Below are 26,500 nucleotides of genomic sequence, written 5' to 3'. Positions count from 1 at the left end.
CAGGCAGATGCAGAGGTGCCAAGGTGCCGGAGTGCCAAGCGAAGACGCGACCGTCAGGTCGCGTCCGGAGGCTTCGTCGGTAATGCGCGCCGGCGCTCAGCCGTTTGCCTCGGCGGCGAGCGCCGCTTCGATGTGACGGTTGAACGTTGCCGTGTCGGTATTGGTGCCGCACAACAGTACGCCCACGCGCTTGCCCATCAGTTTGTCTCGCAGCGGTCCCATCAGCGCGGCGGTCGCTGCCGCGCATGCCGGTTCCACTGCCAGCTTCAGTTGACGGAACAGGGTGAGCATGCCTGCGCGCATCTGGTCGTCGGTCACGGTGACCAACTCGTCAATGTGGCGACGGCAAAGCGTGTAACTGTACAACTCGGTGTGCGGCGCCATCAGACTGTCGGCAATGCCCGTCATCGGGCCCATCTTCACCGTGCCGCCGGCGGCGAAGCTCTGCGCCATGGCATCGGCGCCGGCCGGTTCCACGCCGTACACTTTCACATGCGGCGCGAACAGCTTGAACGCGGTGGCCACACCGGCGATCAGGCCGCCGCCGCCGATCGGCACGATCACGGCGTCGAGGTCAGGGGCCTGCCGCGCCCACTCGTAGCCCAGCGTGGCAGTGCCCAGCACCGTGCGATAGCCGTTGAACGGATGCACGAAGTAACGGCCTTCTTCCTGTTCGACCCGTTTGACCACGTCGAACGCCTCATGAACGTTCTCCGCGAGTATCAGATCCGCGCCATATTCGCGGCACAGTGAGGAACGCGCGGGGCTGGCGGTCTTGAGCATGACTGTCTTTGCGCCAATGCCCATCGCCTGTGCGGCATACGCGACTGCCACGGCATGATTTCCCGCGGACACGCATGTCACCCCCGCCTTGCGCTGCGTCTCGTCGAGCGAGAGGAGGTTCGAGAACGCCCCGCGCGCCTTGAACGTGCCCGATGCCTGCAACAGTTCGTACTTGAACGTCACCTGCGTGTCGCCGAGCGTCGGAAAGTCGTTGCGCGTGAATACCGGCGTCTCACGCACATAGGGCAGCAGCTTTTCGTGCAAGCCGGCGATAGTGGCTTTCGTCGGAACGGGTTGTCCGTCGATAGTCTCGGCGTGCAGGTCAGGGGTCGGTTGCGTCACTTGGGCGTTGTCTCCTTAGTCGTGAATTGCCGGCAGGGGCGCGCACCGTTGAACGGGTGTGCGCCCCTGCCGGTGGCGGCCGGGCGGTCGCCGGGCTTGAACGTTTATCGAAGGCCGAGCTTGCGGCTGCGCAGCAGCGCGGTAATGCTGATGACGGCAGCGAAAATCAGATAGAAGCTCGGCGCGAGCTTGTTGCCCGTCGCGCCAATGAGCCACGTAATGATAAACGGTGCGAAGCCGCCGAACACGGTTGCGGCGATGTTATAGCCGAGCGAGAGGCCCGTGGTGCGCACTTGCGTCGGGAACAGTTCGGTGAGCAGCGCGGGCAGGGCGCCAAAGTACGTGGTCATCAGCAAACCCAGCACGATCTGGAACACCATCAGCGAGCCGAACGTCGGGTTCGCATCGAGGAAGCGGAACATCGGGTAGACCAGCACCAGCAACGCCACGGCGGCAGCGAGCATTGGCTTGATCCGGCCGTGCGTATCCGACCAGTGGCCGACGATCGGCGCAACGATCAGTTGCACCACCCCCGTGAGCAGCACGGCCGAGAATGCGGCGGAGGACGGCAGCCCCAGTTGCTTGACGGCGTACGTCGGCATGTAGAGCACCAGATACGTTGCCACAGTGGCCATCACGACCACGCCGATGGCGAGCAGCAGGCGTTCCTTCTGGCTTGCGAACGTGTCTCGCAGCGGGCTTTGCGTGGGCTCGATGTCGAGAAATTCGGGCGTTTCGTCCAGGCGGCGGCGAATGTAGTACGCCACCGGGCCAATCAACAACCCGAAGAAGAACGGCACTCGCCAGCCCCACGACGCCATGGCTTCAGGCGACAGATTGCCCGTGAGCACGGCGCCGAAGCCTGCGGCGAGCAGCGTGGTGAGACCTTGTGAGGCAACCTGCCAGCTCGAGAAAAAGCCACGGCGTTGCGGCGCATGTTCGGCGAGAAACGCCGTAGCGCTGCCGAATTCGCCGCCCGCCGAGAAGCCCTGCACCATACGCGCGATAACGATACCCACCGGCGCCAGCACGCCGATGGTGGCATACGTCGGCATGAGCGCGATCAGCAGTGTGCCGACCATCATCATCAGAATCGATAGCGTGAGCGCTGCTTTGCGCCCGGCGCGGTCGGCGTAAGCGCCGATCACGATGGCGCCGAGCGGGCGCATGAAGAACGACACGCCGAACGTGCCGAGCGTGAGCAGCAGCGATACCGTGTCGTTGCCGGTCGGGAAGAACAGTTTTGCAATGGTCACGGCGAAGAAGCCGTACACCACGAGGTCGAACCACTCAAGGGCGTTGCCGATCGATGCCGATACGATCACACGCCAGGCGTGCGGGGTGGTGCGGGCGGACGGGGCCGTCGCGTTAGGGGCTGCGCTTGCGCTCATGGGCGAGTTCTCCAATACCTGTCTGGCGTATGTGCTTGTTATCTTGCGGAGGGATGTCCTGTGCGCCCTTGCGATAGGCGTCTGTCACTGCTTACGACGTACTGCGTACTGCATGTTGCATCACAGCCCTTCGCGGTACCGTACCGGCGCTGCGAAGGCAACGGGCCGCATCCCGCTAGCGGAATACGGCCCGATAACACGACGGTCGATGCCTTTGCCCGAAGCGATTCAGGCGATAGCTCAGGCGTCGACGGTGTTGCTGCGAATCAGCTTGCGCAGGAACGACTCGCATTGCGCGATCTGTTCGAGCGACACGAACTCGTTCGGCTTGTGCGCCTGCTCGATATTGCCCGGGCCGCACACGATCGACGGCACACCTGCCAACTGGAACTGACCGGCTTCGGTGCCATAGGCGACCTTGCGCTTGTCGGTGTCCTTGGTCAGCGCGCGCACGAGTTGCGTGATGGCGTCTTGCTCCGAGGCGTCCAGCGCCGGGGCTGCGGCGATCTTCTTGAATTCGATGCCGGCGTTCGGATGCTCCTTCTGCATCTTCGGCACCAGTTCGTCCAGTGCGTACTGCTGAATGCGCTGGAAAATGCCCTCGGCGTCCACGCCCGGCAGATTGCGGTATTCGAAGACGAACTCGCACAGTGCCGGAATCGTGTTCAGCGCGATACCGCCCGAGATCGTGCCGGTCTGCGCCGTGGTGAACGGCACGTCGAACAGCTCGTCGAACGGGCCGTTCTGCTTGAAGTGATCGGCCAGATCGCGGATGTAGCAAATGAGTCGCGCCGCGTATTCAATGGCGTTCGAGCCCTTGGGCGTGAGCGAGGAGTGCGCGGCGTGACCGCGTACGCAGCACTGATAGGCGTTGATGCCCTTGTGGGCGACGATCACACGCATGCTCGTCGGCTCGCCGACGATGCAGCCGTCCGGGCGAATGCCGCGCTCGCGCAGCTCGGCGAGCATTACCGGGGCGCCCACGCAGCCGATCTCTTCGTCGTATGAGAACGCAAAGTGGAACGGCGTCTTGAGTTTGGCGTCGCGCATTTCCGGCAGCATCGTCATGACCGAGCCGATGAAGCCCTTCATGTCGCATGTGCCGCGGCCATAGAGGTTGCCGTCGCGCACCACGGGCTTGAACGGATCGGTATCCCACGGCTGGCCGTCGACCGGCACCACGTCGGTGTGGCCCGACAGCACAATGCCGCCCTGAGTGTTGCCGTCGGCGGCGGGCAGCGTTACGAACAGATTGGCTTTGCGCTTGGTGGCGTCATACGACAGCCACGGCTCGACACCCGATTGCTTGAGGCTGTCGCGCACCGTTTCGATCAGGCCAAGGTTCGATTCACGGCTGGTGGTGTCGATGCTGACCAGCTTCGTGATCCAGTCGAGCGATGCCGGCTGGGCCTCGTTGGCGGCTTGCGGCGCGATGGCCTGGGGGGAAGCGCTTGTCATTCGAATCTCCGGGAATCTTCCAGTCATACGTACCGGGAAATGGTACTCAAAAATAATTTAGAGGTAAAAGGTTGTATGAACAACCATTCCTGCCTCGCGGGAATTCGGGGCCGGGCAGGGGAGCGCCCGAACGTCCTGGTGCAACACGCCGCCGCGATTGCTGCGGTGCACACCGTTTTCGGAGCGTCATTTGCACACTTGTACTGTAGACGCCCCGATGCCTCGTCGCTCATCGGGCGAAGCGTGTCGCGCGATCTTCGGTGTCAGGCCGCCTTCGCGCCCGGTGAGCCGAGGGCACGCAACGTCTCCTTGATCGCGCGCACGCGGTCGGTCAGCTCCGCGTGTTTGACTTCGATGCGCAGCTTGTCCTGACCTGCGAGCTTGATGTGGCGATGCTTTTGCACCAGTTCGATGATGCGCATCGGGTCGACGGCGGGCGTCGGTTCGAATTGCAGGGCGATGGCGTCCTCGCTCGCGTCGATCTTCACAATGCCCAGCGGCTTGGCCAACAGACGCAGACGGTGCGTCTCGATAAGGGCCTGCGCCTGTTGCGGCAGTTTGCCGAAGCGATCGACAAGCTCTTCCTGTGTCGTGTCGATGGCGTCGGGGCTCGTGCCGTTGGCGAGCCGCTTGTAGAGCGACAGGCGCTCCTGAACGTCGCCGCAGTAATCGCTCGGCAGAATGGCCGGAACGTGAAGATTGATTTCGGTGGTTGCCGCGAGCGGAGCGGTGAGATCCGGTTCGCGACCGGCTTTCAGCGCGCTCACGGCGTCGGCCAGCATGTCGGTGTAAAGCTGGAAGCCGATCTCGTGGATTTCGCCCGATTGCTTGTCGCCCAGCACTTCACCCGCGCCGCGAATCTCGAGATCGTGCATCGCGAGGTAGAAGCCGGCGCCGAGTTCTTCCATCTGCTGAATCGCTTCGAGACGGCGTTGCGCCTGCTTGGTGAGCGACTTCGGATCGTGCACGAGCAGATAAGCGTATGCCTGATGGTGCGAGCGGCCCACACGGCCACGCAACTGGTGCAACTGTGCGAGACCGAACTTATCGGCGCGATGCATCAGGATAGTGTTGGCGGTCGGCACGTCGATGCCGGTCTCGATGATGGTCGTACATAGCAGCACGTTGGCACGCTGCGTGACGAAGTCGCGCATCACGCGCTCGAGATCGCGTTCGTGCATTTGCCCGTGGGCGACAACGATGCGGGCCTCGGGCACGAGTTCTTCCAACTGCGCCTTACGGTTTTCGATGGTCTCGACTTCGTTATGCAGGAAGTACACCTGCCCGCCGCGCTTGAGTTCGCGCAACATCGCTTCGCGAATCACGCCGTCTTCCTCGCGGCGCACGAACGTCTTGATCGCCAGACGTTTTTGCGGTGCGGTCGCGATGACCGAGAAATCGCGCAACCCTTCGAGGGCCATGCCCAGCGTGCGCGGAATCGGGGTAGCGGTCAGCGTGAGCACGTCCACCTCGGCGCGCAGGGCCTTGAGGGCTTCCTTCTGACGCACGCCGAAGCGGTGTTCTTCGTCGATGATGACCAGGCCAAGGCGTTGGAACTGGATATCGTTCGAGAGCAGCTTGTGCGTACCGATCACGATGTCGACCTGCCCTTCGTTGATCGCCTTGACGCTCGCGTTCACTTCCTTCGTTGTTTTGAAGCGTGACAGTTCGGCAATGCGCACCGGCCAGTCGGCGAAGCGATCGGAGAAGGTCTGCGCATGCTGTTCGGCGAGCAGGGTTGTCGGCGCGAGCAGCGCGACCTGCTTGCCGTCGAGCACAGCGATGAACGCGGCACGCAAGGCCACTTCGGTCTTGCCGAAGCCAACGTCGCCGCACACCAGACGATCCATCGGACGCCCGCTCGTCATGTCGCTCATGACCGCAGCGATGGCGGCCGCCTGATCGGGCGTTTCTTCGAAACCGAAGCTGTCGGCGAACTTCTCGTAGTCGCGCGGCGACAGTTCGAAGGCATAGCCCGAGCGCGCGGCGCGACGGGCATAGAGGTTGAGCAGTTCGGCCGCAGTGTCGCGAATCTGTTGCGCCGCTTTGCGTTTCGCCTTTTCCCATTGGCCCGAGCCGAGCGAGTGCAGCGGCGCGGTGTCGGGGTCGGCGCCGCTGTAGCGCGAGATCAGGTGCAACTGCGAGACCGGCACGTACAGTTTGCTCTCGCCCGAGTATTCGAGATGCAGGAACTCGGTTTCGCCTTCCCCGAGGTCCATGCTGACGAGACCCTGATAGCGGCCGATGCCATGCTGGCTGTGAACGACCGGGTCGCCGACCTTGAGTTCGGCAAGGTCGCGCACCATCGAGTCGACGGACGTTGCCTGCTCCTGACGGCGCTTGCCTGCGCGTCGTGCGAGACCTTCGTAAAGCTCGTTTTCGGTGACGAACGCGAGGTCTTCCGTCGGCAAGAGGAACCCGGCGGCCAGCGGGGCGACACCGATAGCGAAGCGCGTATCGGATGTCAGAAAATCTTCGAGCGACTCGACCGTGGACGGGCGCAGATCATTGTCGTGCAGCAGTTGCAGCAGCGTTTCGCGACGGCCGGCGGAATCGGCGCACAACAGCACACGCGCCGGCGTGCGGGTCAGGTACGCGCGCAGTGCGGCAAGCGGGTCGTCGGCTCGGCGGTTGACGGCCAACGAGGGGAGCGGCACAGCCCAACTGCCGTCACCCGGTGTGGGTAGCGTTAGCCTTGCAAACGGCTTGGCGAGCGTGAAGAAGTCCTGATCGAGCAGGAACAGCTGCTCGGGCGGCAACACCGGACGCTCGCGATCGTGCGACAGGAAGTTGTAGCGCTGGCGCGTGTCGTTCCAGAAGCGGTGAATCGCGGCGTCGAGATCGCCCACGAACACCAGTTGGGCGTCGGCGGGCAGATAGTGGAACAGGGTGGCCGTTTCTTCGAAGAACAGCGGCAGGTAATACTCGATGCCGGCCGACGGCACACCGCTGCCAATGTCCTTGTAGACCGGGCTGCGGCTCGGGTCGCCCTCGAAAACTTCACGCCAGCGGCCGCGAAACGCCGTGCGCGCGGGTTCGTCGAACGGGAATTCGCGCCCCGGGAGCAGGCGGACTTCCTTGACCGGGTACAGACTGCGCTGCGTATCGGGATCAAACGCACGAATACTGTCGACGGTGTCGTCGAACAGATCGAGTCGATAGGGCAGTGCCGAGCCCATCGGGTAGAGATCGATCAATCCGCCGCGCACGCAGTACTCGCCGGGTCGCATGACCTGACTCACATGCTCGTAGCCCGCCAGCGTGAGCTGCGACTTCAGTCGGGCTTCGTCCAGGCGCTCTCCCTGAGTGAAGAAGAACGTATAGGCCGCCATGAAGTTGGCCGGCGCCATGCGGTAGAGGGCCGTGGTCGCGGGCACCAGCACAATGTCGCAGCGCTTCTCGCCGAGGTCGTGCAGGGTGGCGAGTCGTTCGGAGACGAGATCCTGATGTGGCGAGAACGTGTCGTAGGGCAGCGTCTCCCAGTCGGGCAGCAGCCGCACGCGCGCCTCGGGGGCGCACCACTTCAGCTCCTGTTGAAGGCGCAGGGCATCGGTGGCCTGCGCGCACACAACGGCGAGCAGTGGCAGGCGCTCGCGGTTTTCTTCGAAATAGCGGGCAATGAGCAAGGCGTCGCTGGACGCGTGCGAACCGGCGAATGCGTAACGCTGTCCCGCTTTCACGAGCGGCACAGGCACGGTACTACGGGATATAGCGTTGGCGGAGGACATAGAGAAAGCGTTGCAGAAATGGCAAAGCACGGGGCTCCATTCGCATGGGGCCCCGTGACAGTCAGCGTCTATTATAAAATCCCTGCTTTACCCTTACCTGCGTTTTATCGTGAGCGACCGACTTTTTGCCGTCATCCCGTGTGCCGGGGCCGGCGTACGCGCCGGGGCCGACGTGCCCAAGCAATACCGAAGCGTTGGCGGACGCGCCATGCTTCACTATGCGCTCGCCGCGTTCGACGCCTGTTCCGAGTTCGCTCAGACCGTGCTGGTGCTGGCGCCCGACGACGATCACTTCGACGGACGACGCTTCGGCACGTTGCGTTTTGCGGTGCGTCGCTGCGGCGGCCCGTCGCGCCACGCGTCGGTGCTTGGCGGTTTGCAGGCACTCACCGAGTTCGGAGCGCAGGACAGCGACTGGGTGCTCGTGCATGACGCCGCGCGTCCCGGCATCACGCCTGCGCTGATTCGAGCCCTCGTCGAGGCGTTGCGTGACGATCCGGTGGGCGGCATTCTCGCGTTGCCCGTGGCCGACACGCTCAAGCGTGAGCAGGCGCCGGTTCAGCAGGCTGACAAGGGCGGGCTGGCAGTCGTTCAGGCGACCGAGTCGCGTGACGGACTCTGGCAGGCGCAGACCCCCCAGATGTTCCGGCTCGGCATGCTGCGTCAGGCGCTGGAAGACGCGCTCGCTTCGGGGGCCGAAGTCACCGACGAGGCCAGTGCTATCGAACGCATCGGCCACGCGCCGAAACTCGTTCGCGGTAGCCTGCGCAACTTCAAGGTGACGTATCCCGAAGATTTTGCCCTCGCCGAAGCATTCCTCAGTGCGGCCAGGCAGGCCTGAGCCCCGGGCGATCATTGGTCGTACGGTCGTACGCATCTGACGTACTGTTTTTTCGCATTTGGCGACTCCCCATGACTGAACAAGCTGTTTCCAACTCTCCGCTCGCAACCTTGCCCAAGCTACGCATCGGTCAGGGCTACGACGTGCATGCACTCGTGCCCGGCCGTCCGCTCGTGATGGGGGGCGTGACGATTCCGTTCGACCGAGGTCTGCTGGGCCATTCGGACGCCGACGTGCTATTGCACGCGATCACCGATGCCGTGCTCGGCGCGGCAGCATTGGGCGACATCGGACGTCATTTCCCGGACACCGATCCCACCTTCAAAGGCGCGAACAGTGTCGTGCTGCTCAAGGAGGCGATGCGTCGCGTGCGCGAGCACGGCTATGAGATCGTCAATGTCGACTGCACGGTGATTGCGCAGGCACCGAAGCTCGCACCGCATATTGCGGCAATGACGCAATCGATTGCCGACGCACTGGGCATCACGGCAGGGCAAGTGAATGTGAAGGCGAAGACGAACGAGAAACTGGGCTATCTCGGCCGACAGGAAGGTATTGAAGCGCAGGCCGCAGCATTGCTGGTCGGTCGCTGAGCGCAGCGCAGGCTCAAAGTCCGGGGCCGGAGGCCGGCCCCCAAAAGCCAACGGCGCTACCGGACGATTCCGGTAGCGCCGTTTTGCTTTTGACAGCTCGCGCGGCGTTGGGACATCGCGTCTGGACGCTGTCCGAAGGCTTACGCGGCCTCGGCGGCAAGCACTTGCGCGGCGGCGTTGATGACAGCGGCGATACGGCCAACGTCACGCAGTTGCGCGGTGCTCATCCCGTGCTCGGCAGCGAGCAGGTGATAGTGCGACTTCACGCAGAAGTGGCACTTGCCGACGATGGATGCCGCCAGGGCATACATCTCGAAGCGACGCTGATCGACGCCGCCACGCGTGGCGTAACCATTCATGCGAAGTTGGGCCTTCTCGTTCTTGAGCTCGGCGTTATCGGCCATCTCGAGATACGGATACCACGTGTTGTTCATGCCCATGAGCGCGGCGGCGGTCAACGCGCCTTCAAGCTCTTCCGGAGACAGCACGCCGGCTTCGCGAATCGCCTTGACGAGCGGCTGGCTCTTGGCCGCGAACGCGGCTGCGAGGGCCACACCGACGGCGTCGTTGCCTTCCAGCGAGGAGCGGGCGATCGTGCCGTCGAGGTTCAGGCGAATGTCCTTGGCGTAATCAGGGATCTGCGCCTTAATCGCGGTGATGAATTCCATAAATTCCTCCTATTGCTTTGGGCTGAAAAAGCCCGCTTGCGCGGGCTTCGAGACGACGCTTACAGCGTTGCACCGCCGACCGCGCGGTTGCACGGGCAGAGTTCGTCGGTTTGCAGGCCGTCCAGAATACGCAGGACTTCTTCCGGGTTACGGCCAACGTTCAGGTTGTTCACCGAAACGTGCTGGATGACGTTGTCCGGGTCAACGATGAACGTTGCACGCAGGGCCACGCCGGCTTCCTTGTCGCGCACGCCGAGTTGGTCGATCAGGGCACCCGTGGTGTCGCCGAACGAGTAGTGGTTCAGCTTGTTCAGGTCCTTGTGCTCACGGCGCCATGCGAGCTTCACGAATTCGTTGTCGCCCGAACCGCCAAGCAGAACAGCGTCACGGTCTGCGAAGTCGTTGGCCAGCTTGCCGAACTCAACGATTTCGGTCGGGCACACGAAGGTGAAATCCTTCGGGTAGAAGTAAATGACCTTCCACTTGCCCGGGAACGAGGCTTCGGTGATCGTTTCGAAAGCCGACACACCGTTTTCTTCGTGGTTGTTGAAACCGGGCTTGGCAGCAGCTACCGAGAACGCTTCGAGTTTGTCGCCGACAGTCTTCATCGATTTACTCCTAAATTAGTGCGGTTTATGTCGAGATGTCACGGGTACATCGCAACCAGCAACTGACCAGAATCGCACGATCCCGGTCAACCAAGGCAGTATACGCTATCAAATCAATGGTAGCAATAGTTTCTTTTTATGCTGGAGATAGTTAAATCAAATCCCGCCGATAGGATTTTGCGTGATGCTGCGCGGGGAAGCCTTGAGCATAGCCAAATTTCCGTGTGATCACACCTATTTAGCAAGCGGAAATGACACGATGATTTCAAGGCCCGTGCCGGGGCGCACATTGCGTAGTGACGCGACGCCTTTGTAGCGCATGGCGATGCGCTGGACGATTGCCATGCCGAGACCGGTGCCGTCCGCCTTCGTGCGGGCGGTGTCCACACGATAGAACGGACGGAAAACCAGCGCCAATTGTTCCTCGGGAATGCCTGGTCCCGTATCGCGCACACGCATCTCGACACGTTCGCCAAGCACGCGCGTCATGATATGGACGTTGGCAATATCGGTCTCGGCGTCGCGGCCATATTTGCGCGCGTTCTCGATCAGGTTCGTGAGCAGGCGTTTGAGATCGGTACGCTCGGCCAGTACAGGGGTGGCCTCGGCGAGTTCGATACTCAGGTTCAGATCTTCGCGGCCGTCGAACGATGCTGCGGTTTCGCGCACGATTTCCGAGAGGTCCAGCGCCTGCATCGTGCGCGACGCCGGACGGGCGTAATCGAGGAAGCGGCCGATGATCTCGTCCATCTGTTCGATATCGCTAATCATGTCGCGTTTGACGCTCTCGTCCGACGGGCTCATCTCCGTCTCCAGACGCAGCCGGGCGAGTGGCGTGCGCAGGTCGTGCGAGATGCCGGCGAGCATCAGTGCCCGGTCGGCCTCGAGGCGATCGAGTTCGTCCACCATCTGGTTGAAGCTGCGGTTGGCCTCGGCCGCCTCACCCATGCCGCGTTCGGGCAGCGGATCGGGGCGTTGCCCTTCGCCGATGGCGCGTGCCGCGTGGGCGAGCCGGGCGAACGGCCGGTTCACGAGTGCGGTGATGAAGGCGGCGCCAATGAGCGAGAGCGCCAGCGCGAACGTTCCCCAACTGAAGAGCTGGAGGCCGGTGGCGGTGTCGATCCGGTCTTGCTCGATGGCGACCCAGTAATCGTCTTCGTCGATCTTGAAGCTGATCCACATGGCCGGAATCTCGTTGACCGAGGCGGCGATGATCGTGTCGGTGCCGAGACGTCGTTGCACGTCGCGCACGATCAGATCCTGCACCACGCCGCCCGGCTGCTTCTCGATCTTGTCGGCCGGCTCGCGCGGATACACGCGAATGCCTTCATTGCTCTCCAGATCCTGGAGCAGGGCGCGACGCAAATCGGGTTCGGAATAGAGCAGGGCGGTACGCGTGAGCTTGACGATCGACACAAGCTGCTGCGCCACACGTTGTGCGCGCGGCTCGCGTTCGATCACGCGAAAGCTCTGATACCAGGCGGCCAGACTGACGCCGATGAGCAGTGCGATGAGGAAAAAGGTACGCCAGAAAAGACCGCCGAACAGCCCGCGTACCATCCGGATCGGATGCATGGGGTTGCTCCGTCTAAAGCGTGATTCGTGTGTGTCCGCCGCCCTGGATCGCCAGATGACGGTTGCCAGGGCGAAGCGTGACGTAGGGCAGAGGGTGCGGCATCAAACAAGACACAACGCCGGTGCACGAGTTTGTCGCGACCGGCGTCGTTTTGCTGCGCGAGACGCAAAGGCGGAAGATCACGCGCCGCCGTCCGGGATGAACACGTAGCCGAGGCCCCAGACCGTCTGAATGAAGCGGGGGCTGCCCGGGTCGGGTTCGATGAGCTTGCGCAGACGGGAGATCTGCACGTCGAGGCTACGATCGAACACTTCGTATTCACGCCCGCGCGCCAGTTCCATCAGTTTTTCGCGGGACAGCGGCTGGCGCGGATGGCGGGCAAACACCTTGAGCACCGAGAATTCGCCCGTGGTGAGAGCGATTTCCTGGCCGTTCTTGGTGAGCGTGCGCGTGGCGAGATTCAGGGCGAAGTCGCCGAACTCGAACGTTTCCATCGTCTCGCTGGGCGCGCCCGGCAGTTCGGGCGGTGCCTGACGGCGCAGTACGGCATGAATCCGGGCGACGAGTTCGCGCGGATTGAAAGGCTTCGGCAGATAATCGTCGGCGCCCATTTCCAGGCCGACGATACGGTCGACATCCTCGCCTTTGGCCGTTAACATGATGATCGGCGTGCGGTCATTCGCGCCGCGCAGACGGCGACAAATAGAAAGACCGTCTTCACCGGGGAGCATCAGGTCCAGCACGAGCAGATCGAAGCGCTCGCGCACCCAAAGCTTGTTCATGGCCGTTGCATTTTCGGCCACAAAGACATTGAAACCCTGTTCCCCGAGGTAGCGACGCAGCAGGTCGCGCAGGCGCGGATCGTCGTCGACAACCAGAATTTTGGGAGAATTTTTGTTTTCCATGCCACGTATCTTAGCCCGAAATGTTGCGAACTGAGGAGGCCGCCAAAGCGGGTTACAAAGGGTTACACAATTTACCCTACCGCTTGCGCGCTGACCATAGGCTGTGGGTACACTTGCACCCCTGCCATGCCGAAAATTTGCCGCATGGCATGAAGGACATACGCACAAGATGAGATGGGCTGCTGAGTTGACGCTACTGTTCGGGGGAATCATGCTCTGGGGACACCTGGGCGTGACCTATGCGCGTCCCGTAGCTCATTTCGGTACGCAAGCCTATGGCGCGAGTCCGTCCGGGCAGCAGCGTGCGGCGTCAGCACCGTCGCCTCGCAATCCGTCGAAGAATGCGAAGTCTCAGGGAGATGCCTCCGGCGAGCGCCGTAACGACGATCTGCCGAACACGCCGCCGGGCCGTCGCCCCAATGGTCATATGTCGCCGGAAGACCGGCGCTTGCTTCGTCAGCATATTCAAGACGCAGTGCGAGAGTTGTACAGTCACTAACATGACGCGCACGACGTCAGTGGTCGCCCCGCTTTCGGAAACGTCGCCAAACGCTTCTCCCAAAACGCCAGTGATGTCACTTTGACGCGAGCGTCTCATGAAGCCGAACCCAACACCGCCAGCCGCTGTCGACGCTGGCTTTTTTTGTGCCTGTCGCAAGCGCATTGAGGCGACGAAGCCCGGGATCGCCACGGCGCCGACCCTGACCGCCAGTCTCAAAACGCTTGCCTCTCGACGGTGGGTGCCGGGCGTGTTGGCGGCTCTGTGGCTGGCGTCGCCCTTGGCATCGACGGCCAACGCTGCGGGAACGAAGCACACTGGCGCGGCGCATGCCACCCACTCTGCGTCGTCGCGCGCGACCACTGCCGCTGCCGATCCGTCGACTCGCCCTCTCACTGCCGACGACGCCCGCTACCTTCTCACGCGTACCGGCTACTCGCCCGATGCCCGCGAGCTGGCACCATTCGTCGGGCTCACGCGTGCGCAAGCCGTCGACCGTCTGCTGGAGCAAACGCGACGCACTGCCGTTACGCCGCCTCCCGTCTGGGTCAGCGACCCGCCGCTCTACGGCGTACCGGTCAAGAACATGACCGACGCTCAGCGACGCGAGCTGAACGAGCGTCGCAATCGCATGGCGGTGTCGCTGGCTGCCTGGTGGGCGCAGGAGATGGCGAGCACGCCGTCGCCGCTCACCGAGCGCATGACGATGTTCTGGCACAACCACTTCGTATCGAGCGACGACAAGGTGCGCGAGCCGGTCGTGCTCTATCGGCAGAACGTGCTGCTGCGAGCGAACGCATTGGGCAACTTTGGTGTGTTGTTGCATGAGGTGTCGAAGGACCCGGCCATGCTCATCTATCTCGATGGTGCGGGCAGTCGCAAGGGGCGTCCCAACGAGAACTTCGCGCGTGAGGTCATGGAGTTGTTCACGCTTGGCGAGGGGCATTACACGGAGCAGGATGTTCGCGAGGCGGCGCGCGCCTACACCGGATGGAGTATCGATCGGCCGACCATGAGCTACGTCTGGCGCGCCAATGTGCACGACACCGGCACGAAGACCGTGCTGAACCAGACCGGCGACTTCGATGGCGATCAGATGCTCGACATTTTGCTGGCGCGACCGGAAACGGCGACGTTCGTCACCGGCAAGCTGTGGCGCGAATTCGTGTCGCCTACGCCCGATCCGGCGCAGGTGCAGCGTGTGGCGGGGGCTTTCCGCGCGAGCGGTTATGACATCCGTGTTGCACTGCGTGCGCTGCTGCTGAGCCCGGCGTTCTGGGACGCGCGAACGAGAGGTACGTTGGTCAAGTCGCCCTCGGAGTTCGTGACGGACACGGTGCGCGAGTTCGACATTGGCTACGACGATCCGCAGATGCTGGCTCAGCAGATGCGCGTGCTTGGGCAGGACCTGTTCCGTCCGCCAAACGTGAAGGGTTGGCCGGGCGGCGACGCCTGGATCGACAGCACCACGTTGCTTGCACGAAAGCAGTTTGTCGAGCGGATGTTCCGGGCGACGGAAAACGCGAATTCCGGTGGTCCGTCGATGATGTCGCCGTCGCTGTCGGCGAATCCGGCAGTGCAACGCGCGGCGCTTCGTCCTGCGGCCGCGATGCCGAGGACAGTCGCTGGCGTACGTTTCGACCTGTCGCGTTGGTTGCAACCCTACGCGCTTGGGCCGGTCGATATACCGGATGCGGCGTCGCGCGAGGCGTTGCAGCGAGCCGTATTGCCGTTCGCACCTGCGGCGCCGCAAACGGCGGGTGAGAACAGCGCGGCCTATTTGCAGGCGTTGTTGATGGACCCCGCATATCAGTTGAAATGAGGGGGCGATGACGGGGTTGGCGTGCTGGATCGGTAGCGCGATAGAACGATAGCGCGCAGAACGGGATGGGTGTCATTGGGCGAAATCTCCGTATTCAATCCTGCGGAGCGAGCCGTGAGAGGTGTGAGATGCGTCGACGTGATTTTCTGACTTTCGCGGGTGGCCTGGGTGCGGCGTGGCTGGCACCGGTGCCGGTGTTTGCCGCTGCGCGTGATCTTTCCGGGATAGCGCCGGGAACGGTCGGCAACTACGGCAATCTGCTGATTCTGATCGAACTCAAGGGGGGCAATGACGGGTTGAACACCGTCATTCCCTACGCGGACCCGATGTACGCGAGCCTGCGTCCGAGTATTGGTGTCAAGCGTGAGCAGGTGGTGCAACTTGACGAGCGCAGCGGTCTGCATCCGGAGATGCGGGCGTTGTTGCCGATGTGGCAGGCGAAGGAGTTGGCGATCGTGCAGGGTGTGGGGTATCCGCAGCCGAATTTGTCGCACTTCCGGTCGATCGAGATATGGAATACGGCGTCGCGCTCCGACGAGTATTTGCGAGACGGCTGGTTGTCGCGGGCGTTCGCCGAGCAGGCGGTGCCGCCGGGTTTCGATGCTGATGGTGTGATTGTGGGCAGCGCGGAGTTGGGGCCGTTGGGCGGGGGGGCGCGCGCGGTGACATTGACGAATCCGGCGCAGTTTTTGCGGGATGCGAATCTGGCGTCGGCGAATGCGGCGCAGGTGAGCAATCCGGCGCTCGCGCATGTGCTGCGCGTGGAGAACGACATTGTGAAGGCGGCGGATGGACTGCGGCCGCGTCAGGGGCAGTATGTGTTGCGCACGCCGATGCCGCCTGGGGCGTTCGGTAATGTGGTGAGGACGGCGTTGCAGGTCGTGGCGGCGGCGGACTCGCCGGCGGGTGTACCGCAGCCGGGGCGCGGCGTTGCGGTCTTGCGTCTGACGCTCAATGGGTTTGATACGCACCAGAATCAACCGGGGCAGCAGGCGAATTTGTTGCGTCAGTTGTCGCAAGGGATGATGGCGTTGCGCTCGGGCCTGACCGAGTTGAATCGATGGCAGTCGACGATGATTGTGACGTACGCGGAGTTCGGCCGGCGTCCGCGCGAGAATCAGAGCAACGGGACGGACCATGGCACGGTGGCGCCGCACTTTATCGCGGGCGGGCGCGTTCGCGGTGGACTCTACGGAGATGTGCCCAGGCTGGATCGGCTGGACGGGAATGGGAACCTGCCGTTCGCTGTCGATTTCCGCGATGTGTACGCGACGGTGCTGCAACGCTGGTGGGGCTTGAACCCTCAACCGGTGCTGGGCGGGGCATTCAAACCGTTGGATGTGTTGCGGGTTTGAGGTTGCGGTGAGGGCTGGGATCGGATTGACGATAGACGCCGGCAGAACGTCTTCGCCCGTTGGATTTCCGAACCCGGTGGGCGACGTTGCCGACGCTCACGCGGCGGGTCGGCGTTGGTGCGGGGGGAGAGTGCCGGTCGTTCGAGTCGATTGAGTGGTCGCCGTGGCGTCTTGGATTCTTGCTATCGGTGAGCGGTATTGCAGAGGCGCTCTTGGGAAAGGGCCGACGTCGTTGTTGGGCGAGGCGCGCGTGTGCGCGGTTCAAGTCGGCCTTGCTTGATGCGTGCAAGTCTTGTGGGGGCGTGGACGGCGGCCAGGTGCACTTGCGGGGTTCGCGAGTCGCTGGAGCGACATCGCAGATCGATTGGCGGTTGCGGGTCGGCGTGTCTTATCGCGACTTTGCGTGATTTAGCCTGACTTGGCCTGATTTAGCGAGCGCGCCAGGCGCGCCAGAATTTGCGCAGCGGCGTGAGATCGATGCGTTGGTGCAGGACCTGATAGTCGCTGGCGGCGACTTCGTCCATCAATGCCAATTGGAGCGCGGCGAGGGCGAGCAGGGGTTTTTGTTTGCGTCGGTCATGTTTCGGGATGGCGGCGGCGGCTTCGGTGATGGCCTGACGCGCGCGGGCGTGCTGGAACTTCATGAGTTCGACGAAGGCGGGCGAGTACTTTCCATTTTGCAGATCGGCGGCGGTGACGCCGAAGCGTTGCAACTCGTCGATGGGGAAGTAGACATAGCCGGCGCGCGCGTCGAGACCCGCATCGGTGACACGGCGGCCGAGCGAGATCGCGTGACCGAGGGTGCGGGCGAGCGCGGGGGTTTGCGGGTTGTTGAAACCGTAGATGCGCGAGACGAGTTCGGCGGGGGCGCCACCGGCGGCGTCGCAATAGTGGGAGAGGCCGGCGAAGTCGAGATAGCGCATTTGGGCGAGGTCCATCTCGGCACCGTGAAGCACGGCTTCGAACGCCGCGCGTGGGATGTCGGTGTTTTTGACGACTGACGCGAGGGCGCGGGTGACGGGGTGTGCTGGGGCAGCGGCAAAGAGTCGGGCGAGTTCCTGGCGCCACCAGTCGAGCTTTGCGTGGGCGACACCGGGGTCATGAACGGCGGCGTGGATATCGGCGACTTCCTGGCAGAAAGCGTGGGCGGCATAGGCTGCGTCGCGCTTGGACAGGGGCAGTTGGAGCAGCGCGTAATAGAGTGCGGAGCCAGGAGGGCCGGCTTTCTGGCGGCAATACTCGTTGACTTGTGCGGCGCTGACGTGGGTGCCGGAGGGGGTGTCGGCGGTTTCGTGGGGTTGCATGCGAATGGGGGTATGGGTTTGGTCGGATGCCGGGATATTGGCGCGCGGACGCGCAATCGGGGCAAGCGCCATGAGTTGGTGCGAATTCTAGCATTCCGGGGGCATGGAGGACCGGGCGAGAGAGGGTTGGCGTTACGCGAGATTGCCGCTCAAATTCACTTCGTGTAGAATGCTCGCCTGCTTTGACGCATGCAGCGGGGCGACGAGTCGCCCCTTTTCATGTCCATCTGGACAATGCATGCCGTCGACCCGATGCCGGGATGCCGTTTCCTCACAAAGGTAACGACGCCCACGGGCTGCGAGGATGGCGAAATTGGTAGACGCACCAGGTTTAGGTCCTGACGCCCGCAAGGGTGTAGGGGTTCGAGTCCCCTTCCTCGCACCATCAATGAAGTCTCGGCAAGTCCCGCCAGTCTTGGAAACCCAAGCGGTGCGGGCCTCTCCGGGAAGTCCAAAAAGAATCATGTGTGCCTAGAGTGTGTCACTTGGCGGTACCACACCGCCGAGATTGCGTGGATAATCGAGTCCATGACAATGCCGACTGCACTACCTGCTGGCGTCCACCTTCGGGGCGCTACGTACCATCTCCGAATCAAACTCCCTGACGATATTCGTCCCCTGTGGCCGAGGCGTTCGAATGGCTCCCTTGCTGTCGATGCTTACCGGGCGAGTCTCAAGACTTCCAATCGGGACGAAGCGGCTGAGAGGGCGCACGCCATCCATGCTGAGTACCGCAACCGGTTCGCCGTATTGCGAGCCAAAGCTGCCCCGGCTCCCTTCGTGACGATCACACCGGCGCTAGCAGCACAGTTTGCCAACGAGGTTCGTCGGAGAATCTTGCGGGCCGAGGAGAACACCACGTTCTATTCCAGTGGGAGTGTGAAGCAGATCGCCCGAGATGCCTTCGCAATGTTCCGCGCGAAGGCCGTCGCTGCGATGCGCGATGGTGACTTGAGCATCGCCCAGCAACACGCCGAGACCATCGCTAAGGCTTGGGGGCTGCGTGTGGACTGGTCGGCTCCTGACGGTAAGTCGTGCCTGATTAGCATTGTCCGGTCGCTGGTAGGCGCTTGGCGCGATGTGGAGCGTCGGGACCAAGGTGAGCCTATCGACACCCCTGAGGTCATTGCGCCGCCTGGGCCGTCTGGGTCGTCTGCCCCCAAGGTGCTGAAGCTATCCGAAGTCATCCCGAGTTGGATCAACCGTAACTCCCCCTCAGAAGATTCGATCAGGCGCACAAGAAGGGCCGTATCGCTATTCGAGGCGGTGTCCGAAGGGGTTGGTGTGCGTGATATTACCAAGGCCACTGGAGCGCGTTTCGTGGCCTATCTGTTGGACCCTGCGCGGGGCTATGTCCGAAAGACCGCATATAACATCGCTAGTGCTGTAACGGCCGTTGTGAACGTAGCCGTAAGGGACGACCTGATCGAGCGGAATCCAATGGACTTGACCTTCGACAAGACTATCGGGGCCAAGCAGCGTGAGCCGTGGACTGACGACGAGTTGCGCCGGATGTTCAGCAGTCCGCTGTTTTCCGACCGGATGGCCGAGGTTCCGTCGTGGGTCAATGTGACCCCCGAAGACGGTAGGGCGCTCCTGCTGCTGTTATTGCACACCGGCGCACGTCTGGGCGAGGTCGGGCAGTTACGCTGCGAGGACTTCGTGACGCGTTCGGGACTGCTGTGCGTCCGCTTTACCGCCGAGGCTGGCCCGCTTAAGACTGCCGATAGCGAACGGACGGTGCCGCTACCGGCGAACCTGACGGGTGATGCGTGGTTTGCTGACTGGGTCGAGCGTCTGTCGGGGCGGGCCGGTCATGCGCTGCCTACGCTCAATGATCGGAATAAGGGGCCGTCTGATATCGGGGCGCGATGGTTCGCCAAGTTCCGCGAGGTCACCGGGCTGCCAGCAGGGACGCTGAAAGGCTCGCATCGGTTCCGACATTGGCTGCGCACGGCATTGGCCGAAGCTGGTGTCAACGCAGAGACCGCTGACGCAATCACGGGGCACGCTGCGACGGGTTCTAGCGGTCGGCGGATCTACACTGCCGCTGCGAGTCTTCCGACGATGGTCGAGGCGTTGAACCGGGTGAAGTGGCCTGGCTAACTGGTCTCGGGAATGGAACAATCGGGGCGAGTTGCCTTGATTGTTTTAATGTCCCACAAGGTAAGGACGAAATGCCAAGACGCGCACACCCGATTGTGTGGTGGTGGGGGGCGGCCTGCCAGAATAAAAGCCCACAGGGTGATCACTCCGAGGGTCCCTATACCTCTATAAGACTCTTAGAGAGGAATCAGGACCAGCACCGTGTCCCACTGGGATTATGAGGGCACGGTAACGGTGGCTTGTAACTGCTCCGCTGATTCAACAGTAACCATTTCCCTGAGATGGTTCTGGTTGCTACAGGTCCCGTACCACATTCAGTACATTGGAGACGGTTTGAATGACACAAGATGAACTGACGTTACTGCACGCCCGCATCCGCAGCCTGATGGACCAAACGATGGCTATTCACGAGAAAGCCATCTCCTCGGGAGGTGCCAGGTCTCGTTGTGAGGGTCTGTGGCAGCCGGTCGCCTGGGCGATGAGTATTATGACCATCGGAGCGGTCTGGGGTATTTGCTGCGTGCTCTTGGTCCGTGCATTGTGACTCACTTCGGTCGCCGAGCACTCCGCTGAGGCGACGGGACGCAGGGCCAGCGGAGGCAAGCAGAGTGTGTAAGCGGGTCCCGTAACTTGGCTCAAGTTAGCCGCCATCAGATAGGCCTGACCGACTCTGTTGCTGTTTCCGTAGCACAACGTGAATGGTTGCAAGATAGAAGTAGAACATCCAACTCAACCATAGACTCGCGTCATACCCCGTCTTCTGTTGGTCGTTGTGGTGTCGGATTCCAAAGTTGTTTGCGAGATTAAATAGGTCCTTCTCATCGGCGGAAGTAAGAAGTGACTTGATCTCCGCGCGGGTGTACTCCAGCACGTCCGCTAGATCACGAACTGCCTGCCTGCGGTCATCGAGCGTCGCACCGTGGCGGCGGTAACGCAAGATCGCGGCATTCACGCGCTTTGATATATTTGCGTCGCTTGAGGGAATGTCGGCATCGAATATTTTTTCAAATCCCTGCTGTGGCTTGTGGAGTATTTCGCCGTTTTCTGATAATTCAAACGGACGTGCATAGTGCATCAATACGGCATTCACCTTATCGCGATACTCGCTTTGGCCTTGCTGCCTATTGAACGTCTCCCAATGCATGCCGCATTGGTTGTAGCTATGAAACGAGCCGTCTATTGGCTTGGAAACTTGTTGGAACAAAAACTCTACGACATCAAAAAAATCGTCTTCAGTGTATTTATGCCCTTCTTCTTTCGGGGGCCATAGGTTTTTCTTCCGAACGGTAAGGAGCAATTCGAGATCGATGTCGCGGACGTTGCCATTAACGTGACCTGCGTCTACGCAGTAATAGCCGAAGGCCTCGGAGAAGTACCCGTCCTCGCACATTTGGTCGTACACGCGAATGTAAAGGTCTACGATGTCTCTTAGGGGCAGACCAGATTGATTCGGATTTGTCCCTGTGCGCTGGGAGTAGTAAGAGTGGGCCATACGGGCACGGGTGGAGTGATTCGGGAAATCAAATACTACCCCCAAAGAATGGCTTTAGGCTGCGATGGTGACATGGTTCGCGCGTTATTCTGGCGGGCCAACCGGAAATTGGTTATTTTCGAAAAGGGGGGTGGAATTGTGAGCAACGACGGGAAACTGAAGATGCTGTTTGACCTTCAGCTAACTGACAAAGAATCGCATTTCATCGGACAGATTGTCGCCGCTTGGGCTTCGCTGGAACACGAGGTTTTCGTTCAGACGCTAGACACCTATTTCCCCGATGGTGGCGCAGAGGAGCTACCGAAGCTACCACGGGAGATGAACAACATACAGTTCACGGGCGTGTTGAGTCTATGAAAGGAGCGTGTGGTGGACCAAGCCAGAGGCAAACGCCGGATGGTGTTGGAGAGGGTGCATGCAAGAATTCTGCGAGGCCATGAATATCGCAAAGCAATAGTGCACGGAATGTGGGAGTGGTCGCCAGAAAATGTCGAGCGCATCACATCTACGCGCATCGTCGGAAAGGAAGTCATCTCCGTTCACTTTGATGCTGATGGGCTGTACTCCTTTATGAGCGATTTGCTGGAGATCAACTTTGATCTCCGATTTCCGCGCGGAACGACGCAACTCGCCGCACAACGGAGCAAGGAGGGCGGGTACATCAGTCGCCGGTTCGCCGCAATGCTTACTGGCAAGCTTCAGGACGCATGGTTGCCCCCGCGCTCGCCACAGATGTCACACGAGGTATCACCGGTTGGCGTACGTGTCTCCGAGGGCAAAGAGAATGGGAGCGCGGACGATCCGAAGCCCTAAACATTTTCATCGGCCGATCAATCAATCGTCGTTGCGTCCCCTCGCTGGTTCTTCACCTCCACAATTTGTGAAGGTGAAGCGACGCCGTACGCGGCCAAAGATGCGATAGTCAGCCAGCATGCTGGCGTGACGCTTGCCCTATTTTTCCCCTGAAAATTCGTGAGATGGTTTCCCGGGCCGAGTGACGCAATTTCCCCCCGTACGGCCCGCCATTCTTGCCAAGTGGTCATCACTCGACTCAAGGGAAGGCCGACGGCCCACAGGCTTCGCGGTGAACTGCGGCGAAAGCTGCGCGAGGATCACATAGGGGGCACACTCACCCACAAGGTGCTCAGTCACCGGACGTCCACCCGTGACCTTTCCACGCGGTGTGGGAAAGCACCACGCCCAACGCGAGCGCCCGATTTTTCCTCAAATTGAGAGAAATTGCCCGCCTTCTCGCGCTTCCCGGCTTACCCCAACCCTTAGGCGCGTACGCCATGCCCTGCTTGCCTTCGATACGCTGGCTCGTTCCGTTTGGGTATACCTCAGCCGAGCGCACCAGCGCCTTTCAAATCCGTTCCATTAGAGTTGACTGAATTTCGGAACGGTCTATAATTCGGATCACCACGTCAACGGAACGAGGTGATTAACGAATGAGGCGCATCTATTACGGACGGGTATCGACGCTCGACGGGCAGACCGCCGCGAGCCAGTACGCAGACGCCGCCGCGCAGGGCATAACCAAAGACGACGTGTTCATAGATGAGGGGGTGAGCGGGTACCACGTGCCGCCCTCGCAGCGTGAACAGTGGCAGCACGTTGAGCGCGATTTGCGTAAAGGCGGGGTGCTAGTGGTTCGCTGGCTCGACCGCATCTCACGAAGATACGACGAGCTTCACGAGACCATGCAACGGCTCATGAAAAAGGGCGTGCGCGTCGAATGCACCCTCAACGCCATGGTGTTTGACGGGCGGGAAACAGACCCGTTGCGGCTCGGCATTCGTGACGCGCTCTTGGCATTCATGGCGGCGCAGGGGGCGGCGGATTATTTGAATCGCCGCGAAATGCAAGCCCGAGGTATCGCCGTCGCAAAGGAAGCGGGCAAGTACAAAGGTCGTAAGCCTGCTGTGGACTACGCAGAAGTCCGCGCGTATCACGCAGAACATGGCGGTTCAGTGCGAACCCTAGCGGAGCATTTTGGCGTGGGCCTTGCCACGATCTCCCGCGCACTCAATGCCCCCGACGAACCAAAACAGTGACTACACCCAGAACATATGAACGCTCATCAAACCAACGCGCACTTGTTTGCGTCGCTCCACTGCCGCGCCATTGAGGTGTTTGGGACCGCCCAGATCGGCGAGTATGTAACGGAAGTCACGGGCTTCCCTTGGTTCGCGTTGACGCTTGGGGACGACGCGATGGTCGCCGAGTATGACGAAGCCGCCGACGTATTCGCACTCAAGACGTTTGAGAATGAATATCTGGTGTCGCGGGCGGGCCAAGAGGGGGCGTCGGCGGTCTGGGGCGCTTTGTGCGGTGAAGCGCATGGTACTGGCGCGGGGGCGCACGAATGACACTTTACAAACGTCCGGGTTCGGACATCTGGTACTACGAATTCGCTATTGCCAAGGTCCGCTATCGCGGCACCACGCACACCACGTCGAAACGCGAGGCCACAGAGTATGAGCTTGAGAAGCGCAAACTGGTGCTGGATGAGCGCCGGTTGGTGCAGCTTGGCATCAAGCGGTCCACATTATTCGCCATCGCTCAGAAGTGGGTTGATGCGACAGCGCTAACGAATAAGGACCACAAGAACAACGCCTCACGGGTGCGCAAGCTGTTCGGTGAAGAACTAAGGCAGGTCGGGAAGGCGTGGGAGTTGGTCGAAGGGGCACGCTACGGCCTGCCCAAGACGCTGATGGTCCACGAGATGACTCAGGCGACTTTGGTCGAACTGAAGGGGGCACGGCTCCGCGAGGGGAATAGCGCCGCGACGATCAACCGTGAAATAAGCCTCGTGCGCACCCTCATGGGATACGCGGCCAGCCTGAGCATTTCGCTGCCATCCAAGCCGATCATCTGGTCAGATCGGTACAACCGGGCGGCGTCGCTGAAGATGCGCGAGTCTAAAGGTAAGCTGCGCTGGCTCAATATCGAGGAGGAGACGCGCCTGCTGTCGTATCTCGCTTCGCGTGTGAGCGACGACGAGGATTCGGCAGCGGACAATCTGGATCTAGTGACCGTGCTGCTGGACACTGGGGCGCGTTACAACGAGATCGCCGGGATGCGCTGGCAACAGGTGGACCTCGATGCTGGCGTGGTGTTCCTGTACCGCTCAAAGGTGGATAACGAAGGTGGCCTTCGGCTGACACAGCGGGCGCTGAAAGTCCTGAAGGCGCGGAAGGTCAAGATGAATCGGGATGACACCCCTAGGACTTTCGTGTTCCCTGCGCACGAGACCATCGGGACCGGTAAGTCTGCTTGGGCCCGCGAGGACTCCTGCCGAGGTCACGCGACCGGCGCGATTCAGGCGGCGATTGATGCGTGTGGTCTCAACGATGACCCGACTGCTGACCGGGTGACGCCGCATACCTTCCGGGACACCTACGCGTCCCGACTGGTGCAGGCGGGCGTGTCGCTGCTGAAGGTCTCGCACATGCTCGGCCATGCCGATCCGTCGATGACGAAGAAGTACGCGCATCTCTGTCCTGACAACACTGGCAGGGAGGCGGCAGCGGTCCTCGATGGGCTGCACAGAGGACAAAGTCCCACAGGTTGACCACCCCGTACCAAAGGCTCGCTTCGGCGGGCCTTTTTCTTTTGTTGACTTACCAGCCACATTTTCACAAGGAACCAACCCAGCATGACCACCATTCACAAGTCGCACATCCGCATCGCGCTTGAGGACAATTACGAGGAAATGAAACGCCGCGCCGCATTCGCCCTGCAGGCCCGCGCAGAGGCCGATGAGATTCACGCGATCACGAAGCTGCACGTAGACCAGATGGTCCCGAAGCTGCGCGAGTTTGCCGCCAAACCCGCAGGGGCGTCCCGCTCGCTCATGGGAAGCCCCGGGGCCTAATTGCCACATTCGAGACCGATAGAGACGGTGTACGGGCGTCTGTTGAGCAGGACATACAACGTGAGAGCGTCAATGGGCGTCGCTGCAATTGGGCGCGTCTGTTCCATCGAGCATGGGGCATGGACGAGTTCATGTACGTCCCGCTTGTTGGAGAGCCGCACCATGCCGCCAAGATTCGCCGGGGAGATTGGGAATATCTGGCGAAAGTGCTGGGCCTACGGCGAACCCGCTGGTTCCGAGATCCTGAAACGGGCGCTATTCGGGCACACAAAACTTCGTCGCGTTACGCGAGCGGCACACACTCGTATGACGTTGTGGCCGCGCTGCATTGCTTGAAAGACGGCGATAGCTACTTGCAGGCCGACCCGTTCGACCTGACGAACGTACAGGTGTGTCGCCACTGAAGTAGCGCATCGTGTTTTATACACCGTGGCCGCGAAAGCGGCCTTTTTCGTTTCCGGCCCCAATCGTACTGCCAAAGTAAATACCCCCGTCGGGCGCTACCGCGTGCACACGCCCGCCTATGCGGTCCCGTGTTTTTTGCCTAAAGGACATGAGGCCATGACCTTCGTATATCCATTCGTTCCCCGGAACCACGTAGCCCGCACAGCCGCCCAGTGTTCCCAGTGCCGTCACTTGCTCTCCGTGGACGCTTTTTACACCCGAGATGATCGCCCCGTCTGGACGCGGGGCCATTGGTCGAGCAAGTGCAAGGACTGCATGAGAGCCAACGCCGTCGCGAAGTATCGCAGTGATCCCGAGGCCGCGACGGAATCGAAGCGACGCCTACGGGCCAAGAACCGACCTGTAGAACGTTGGCGACGTCTGATGGACCCCGCCTACCTCAAGGGCATGGACGAAGCCGACAAGGCCCGCCGAGAACGCAGGCTGTCTAAGGCTTTCAACCATTCCCTGTGGCTTCACCAGCACCCATACCCGAAGGGCTACCCACACAGCTATTCCGCCAAGGCCGCAATCGAGCGCATCAATCGAGCCGGACAGACGGCAATGTCTACTACGTTGGTAGATACCCAGCCAGTCCCATCGTGGGCACGGGACAACCTAAGTCCCGCCGAGGCGCTTGAGAAGCTACGCGCCGTCCACAAGGCCCAGCAGGAATCCCTGTAACCGTCAACCTTTACACCCCAAATT

25 protein-coding genes, 1 tRNA gene and 1 pseudogene are annotated in these 26,500 nt (G+C 61.6%); 17 read left to right on the top strand and 10 right to left on the bottom strand.

Annotated elements, in window-relative coordinates:
• Positions 1-96: 96 nt before the first annotated feature.
• From AT395_RS14975 to mfd, 4 genes are all read right to left on the bottom strand, one after another.
• Complete coding sequence (locus AT395_RS14975) at positions 97-1,125, bottom strand: threonine/serine dehydratase (RefSeq protein WP_042116381.1); 1,029 nt, start codon at positions 1,123-1,125, stop codon at positions 97-99.
• 104 nt (positions 1,126-1,229) lie between these two features.
• On the bottom strand, positions 1,230-2,516 hold the full coding sequence (locus tag AT395_RS14970; protein ID WP_042116380.1) for an MFS transporter: 1,287 nt from the start codon (positions 2,514-2,516) through the stop codon (positions 1,230-1,232).
• A gap of 240 nt (positions 2,517-2,756) precedes the next feature.
• The gene (gene argE / locus AT395_RS14965) at positions 2,757-3,974 is read right to left on the bottom strand and encodes an acetylornithine deacetylase (RefSeq protein WP_042116379.1); all 1,218 of its coding nucleotides are present in this window, start codon (positions 3,972-3,974) and stop codon (positions 2,757-2,759) included.
• A 263-nt stretch (positions 3,975-4,237) separates the two neighbouring features.
• Complete coding sequence (gene mfd, locus AT395_RS14960) at positions 4,238-7,702, bottom strand: transcription-repair coupling factor (RefSeq protein ID WP_042116378.1); 3,465 nt, start codon at positions 7,700-7,702, stop codon at positions 4,238-4,240.
• A 109-nt stretch (positions 7,703-7,811) separates the two neighbouring features.
• On the opposite strand from mfd, the gene ispD reads away from it, so the two are divergent.
• A complete protein-coding gene (gene ispD, locus AT395_RS14955) occupies positions 7,812-8,543 on the top strand; it encodes a 2-C-methyl-D-erythritol 4-phosphate cytidylyltransferase (RefSeq protein WP_048629605.1) in 732 nt (243 codons plus the stop codon).
• A gap of 71 nt (positions 8,544-8,614) precedes the next feature.
• Positions 8,615-9,136 (top strand): 2-C-methyl-D-erythritol 2,4-cyclodiphosphate synthase, encoded by a 522-nt coding sequence (ispF, locus tag AT395_RS14950; RefSeq protein WP_042116375.1) that lies wholly within the window; start codon positions 8,615-8,617, stop codon positions 9,134-9,136.
• 140 nt (positions 9,137-9,276) lie between these two features.
• Here ispF and AT395_RS14945 read toward each other — a convergent pair whose 3' ends face one another.
• From AT395_RS14945 to ompR, 4 genes are all read right to left on the bottom strand, one after another.
• Positions 9,277-9,804 carry a carboxymuconolactone decarboxylase family protein gene (locus tag AT395_RS14945; protein WP_042116373.1) on the bottom strand — a complete coding sequence of 176 codons (528 nt, stop codon included), beginning with the start codon at positions 9,802-9,804 and terminating at the stop codon, positions 9,277-9,279.
• Between the two features lie 59 nt (positions 9,805-9,863).
• Entirely contained in the window at positions 9,864-10,412 is a 549-nt protein-coding gene (locus AT395_RS14940; RefSeq protein ID WP_042116372.1) for a peroxiredoxin, read from the bottom strand.
• A gap of 234 nt (positions 10,413-10,646) precedes the next feature.
• Positions 10,647-11,987: an ATP-binding protein gene (locus tag AT395_RS14935; protein WP_094069081.1), complete on the bottom strand. Its 1,341-nt coding sequence runs from the start codon at positions 11,985-11,987 to the stop codon at positions 10,647-10,649.
• A 180-nt stretch (positions 11,988-12,167) separates the two neighbouring features.
• The gene (gene ompR / locus AT395_RS14930) at positions 12,168-12,893 is read right to left on the bottom strand and encodes an osmolarity response regulator transcription factor OmpR (protein WP_010808867.1); all 726 of its coding nucleotides are present in this window, start codon (positions 12,891-12,893) and stop codon (positions 12,168-12,170) included.
• Between the two features lie 169 nt (positions 12,894-13,062).
• On the opposite strand from ompR, the gene AT395_RS14925 reads away from it, so the two are divergent.
• From AT395_RS14925 to AT395_RS14915, 3 genes are all read left to right on the top strand, one after another.
• Positions 13,063-13,392, top strand: a complete 330-nt coding sequence (locus AT395_RS14925) for a hypothetical protein (protein WP_053086402.1) — start codon at positions 13,063-13,065, stop codon at positions 13,390-13,392.
• A gap of 97 nt (positions 13,393-13,489) precedes the next feature.
• Entirely contained in the window at positions 13,490-15,214 is a 1,725-nt protein-coding gene (locus tag AT395_RS14920; protein WP_048629604.1) for a DUF1800 domain-containing protein, read from the top strand.
• Between the two features lie 128 nt (positions 15,215-15,342).
• A complete protein-coding gene (locus AT395_RS14915; RefSeq protein ID WP_042116364.1) occupies positions 15,343-16,569 on the top strand; it encodes a DUF1501 domain-containing protein in 1,227 nt (408 codons plus the stop codon).
• Between the two features lie 428 nt (positions 16,570-16,997).
• On the opposite strand, the gene AT395_RS14910 is transcribed toward AT395_RS14915, so the two are convergent.
• Positions 16,998-17,945, bottom strand: coding sequence for a squalene/phytoene synthase family protein (locus tag AT395_RS14910; RefSeq protein WP_231606158.1), 948 nt, complete (start codon positions 17,943-17,945; stop codon positions 16,998-17,000).
• A gap of 226 nt (positions 17,946-18,171) precedes the next feature.
• Here AT395_RS14910 and AT395_RS14905 point away from each other — a divergent pair.
• The 4 genes and pseudogenes from AT395_RS14905 to AT395_RS14895 all read left to right on the top strand — a co-directional run bounded on the left by AT395_RS14905 (position 18,172) and on the right by AT395_RS14895 (position 20,523).
• Positions 18,172-18,258: transfer RNA gene (locus tag AT395_RS14905), tRNA-Leu, on the top strand.
• A gap of 143 nt (positions 18,259-18,401) precedes the next feature.
• Positions 18,402-18,569: pseudogene (locus AT395_RS26380) on the top strand (hypothetical protein); the annotation flags it as partial.
• Positions 18,570-18,653: 84 nt separating this feature from the next.
• Positions 18,654-19,979 (top strand): tyrosine-type recombinase/integrase, encoded by a 1,326-nt coding sequence (locus tag AT395_RS14900; protein WP_167370734.1) that lies wholly within the window; start codon positions 18,654-18,656, stop codon positions 19,977-19,979.
• Positions 19,980-20,316: 337 nt separating this feature from the next.
• Complete coding sequence (locus AT395_RS14895; RefSeq protein WP_048629601.1) at positions 20,317-20,523, top strand: hypothetical protein; 207 nt, start codon at positions 20,317-20,319, stop codon at positions 20,521-20,523.
• 96 nt (positions 20,524-20,619) lie between these two features.
• On the opposite strand, the gene AT395_RS14890 is transcribed toward AT395_RS14895, so the two are convergent.
• Positions 20,620-21,471 carry a hypothetical protein gene (locus tag AT395_RS14890; RefSeq protein WP_048629600.1) on the bottom strand — a complete coding sequence of 284 codons (852 nt, stop codon included), beginning with the start codon at positions 21,469-21,471 and terminating at the stop codon, positions 20,620-20,622.
• On the opposite strand from AT395_RS14890, the gene AT395_RS14885 reads away from it, so the two are divergent.
• The 8 genes from AT395_RS14885 (at position 21,463) to AT395_RS14850 (ending at position 26,476) form a co-directional block, all read left to right on the top strand.
• Positions 21,463-21,828: a hypothetical protein gene (locus AT395_RS14885; RefSeq protein ID WP_156219765.1), complete on the top strand. Its 366-nt coding sequence runs from the start codon at positions 21,463-21,465 to the stop codon at positions 21,826-21,828. The genes AT395_RS14890 and AT395_RS14885 overlap by 9 nt on opposite strands.
• Before the next feature lie 12 nt (positions 21,829-21,840).
• The gene (locus AT395_RS14880; protein ID WP_156219764.1) at positions 21,841-22,284 is read left to right on the top strand and encodes a hypothetical protein; all 444 of its coding nucleotides are present in this window, start codon (positions 21,841-21,843) and stop codon (positions 22,282-22,284) included.
• Positions 22,285-22,919: 635 nt separating this feature from the next.
• Positions 22,920-23,525, top strand: coding sequence for a recombinase family protein (locus tag AT395_RS14875; protein WP_048629597.1), 606 nt, complete (start codon positions 22,920-22,922; stop codon positions 23,523-23,525).
• Between the two features lie 15 nt (positions 23,526-23,540).
• On the top strand, positions 23,541-23,840 hold the full coding sequence (locus AT395_RS14870; RefSeq protein ID WP_048629596.1) for a hypothetical protein: 300 nt from the start codon (positions 23,541-23,543) through the stop codon (positions 23,838-23,840).
• Positions 23,837-25,045, top strand: a complete 1,209-nt coding sequence (locus tag AT395_RS14865) for a tyrosine-type recombinase/integrase (protein ID WP_048629595.1) — start codon at positions 23,837-23,839, stop codon at positions 25,043-25,045. The genes AT395_RS14870 and AT395_RS14865 overlap by 4 nt, the downstream gene beginning before the upstream one ends.
• A gap of 84 nt (positions 25,046-25,129) precedes the next feature.
• Positions 25,130-25,348, top strand: a complete 219-nt coding sequence (locus tag AT395_RS14860; RefSeq protein WP_048629594.1) for a hypothetical protein — start codon at positions 25,130-25,132, stop codon at positions 25,346-25,348.
• Positions 25,349-25,467: 119 nt separating this feature from the next.
• On the top strand, positions 25,468-25,752 hold the full coding sequence (locus tag AT395_RS14855) for a hypothetical protein (RefSeq protein WP_048629593.1): 285 nt from the start codon (positions 25,468-25,470) through the stop codon (positions 25,750-25,752).
• 424 nt (positions 25,753-26,176) lie between these two features.
• On the top strand, positions 26,177-26,476 hold the full coding sequence (locus tag AT395_RS14850; RefSeq protein WP_048629592.1) for a hypothetical protein: 300 nt from the start codon (positions 26,177-26,179) through the stop codon (positions 26,474-26,476).
• Positions 26,477-26,500: the final 24 nt, after the last annotated feature.

Origin of the sequence: Pandoraea apista (assembly GCF_001465595.2) — a bacterium.
In the GTDB taxonomy this organism is placed as follows: Bacteria; Pseudomonadota; Gammaproteobacteria; order Burkholderiales; family Burkholderiaceae; genus Pandoraea; species Pandoraea apista.
Note: the sequence above shows the minus strand (reverse complement) of the source record. Positions and strands in the feature narration are given on the sequence as shown.